The sequence below is a fragment of the Stenotrophomonas sp. Ps181 genome, assembly GCF_025697425.1.
GTDB classification, from domain to species: domain Bacteria; phylum Pseudomonadota; class Gammaproteobacteria; order Xanthomonadales; family Xanthomonadaceae; genus Stenotrophomonas; species Stenotrophomonas sepilia.
In genome coordinates this window covers 1-1,633 of the sequence record NZ_JAHWBI010000018.1, presented here as the reverse complement: position 1 = coordinate 1,633, position 1,633 = coordinate 1, and the positions used below count along the sequence as shown (strand labels likewise).

The window sequence follows — 1,633 nt, the reverse complement described above, 5'->3', positions numbered from 1 at the left end:
TAAACCCTGGCGATGACCTACTCTCGCATGGCTTGAGCCACACTACCATCGGCGCAGCTGCGTTTCACTTCCGAGTTCGGGATGGGATCGGGTGGTTCCACAGCGCTAATTTCACCAGGGAGGCTTTTGGAGAGTCGCACTCGTCCCGGGGGACAAGGCGCCAGCCTCGCATAGTTCTTGTGACGTAGCGTGCACTTGGATGCTCTTACGACGTTGTCGTAAAGCCAAGGCAACTTGAGGTTATATGGTCAAGCCGCACGGATCATTAGTATCAGTTAGCTCAATACATTGCTGTACTTACACACCTGACCTATCAACCACGTAGTCTACATGGTTCCTTCAGGGGGCTTGTGCCCCGGGAGATCTCATCTTGAGGCGCGCTTCCCGCTTAGATGCTTTCAGCGGTTATCGCTTCCGAACATAGCTACCCGGCAATGCCACTGGCGTGACAACCGGAACACCAGAGGTTCGTCCACTCCGGTCCTCTCGTACTAGGAGCAGCCCCTCTCAAATCTCCAACGCCCATGGCAGATAGGGACCGAACTGTCTCACGACGTTCTGAACCCAGCTCGCGTACCACTTTAAATGGCGAACAGCCATACCCTTGGGACCGACTACAGCCCCAGGATGTGATGAGCCGACATCGAGGTGCCAAACACCGCCGTCGATATGAACTCTTGGGCGGTATCAGCCTGTTATCCCCGGAGTACCTTTTATCCGTTGAGCGATGGCCCTTCCATACAGAACCACCGGATCACTAAGTCCTAGTTTCCTACCTGCTTGATCCGTCGATCTTGCAGTCAAGCACGCTTATGCCTTTGCACACAGTGCGCGATGTCCGACCGCGCTGAGCGTACCTTCGAGCTCCTCCGTTACTCTTTAGGAGGAGACCGCCCCAGTCAAACTACCCACCATACACGGTCCCCGACCCAGATAATGGGCCCAGGTTAGAACGTCAAGCACGACAGGGTGGTATTTCAAGGATGGCTCCGCCACAGCTAGCGCCATGGTTTCATAGCCTCCCACCTATCCTACACAGACGAACTCAACGTTCAGTGTAAAGCTATAGTAAAGGTTCACGGGGTCTTTCCGTCTTGCCACGGGAACGCTGCATCTTCACAGCGATTTCAATTTCACTGAGTCTCGGGTGGAGACAGCGCCGCTGTCGTTACGCCATTCGTGCAGGTCGGAACTTACCCGACAAGGAATTTCGCTACCTTAGGACCGTTATAGTTACGGCCGCCGTTTACTGGGGCTTCGATCAAGAGCTTCGCCTTGCGGCTGACCCCATCAATTAACCTTCCAGCACCGGGCAGGCGTCACACCCTATACGTCCACTTTCGTGTTTGCAGAGTGCTGTGTTTTTGATAAACAGTCGCAGCGGCCTGGTTACTGCGACCCTCTTCAGCTATAGCTCGCACGAGCCACCAAAAAGGGTGCACCTTCTCCCGAAGTTACGGTGCCATGTTGCCTAGTTCCTTCACCCGAGTTCTCTCAAGCGCCTGAGAATTCTCATCCTACCCACCTGTGTCGGTTTACGGTACGGTCTGCGTAAGCTGAAGCTTAGGAGCTTTTCCTGGAAGCGTGGTATCAGTGACTTTGCCATAAAGGCTCGTCTCGGTGCTCGGTCTTA

At 54.4% G+C, this 1,633-nt stretch carries 2 rRNA genes; both read right to left on the bottom strand.

Features of this window, described 5'->3' with window-relative positions:
- Window positions 1–4 precede the first annotated feature (4 nt).
- Window positions 5–119, bottom strand: a 5S ribosomal RNA gene (gene rrf, locus KXV01_RS19955).
- A gap of 125 nt (window positions 120–244) precedes the next feature.
- A 23S ribosomal RNA gene (locus tag KXV01_RS19950) occupies window positions 245–1,633 on the bottom strand; the annotation flags it as partial.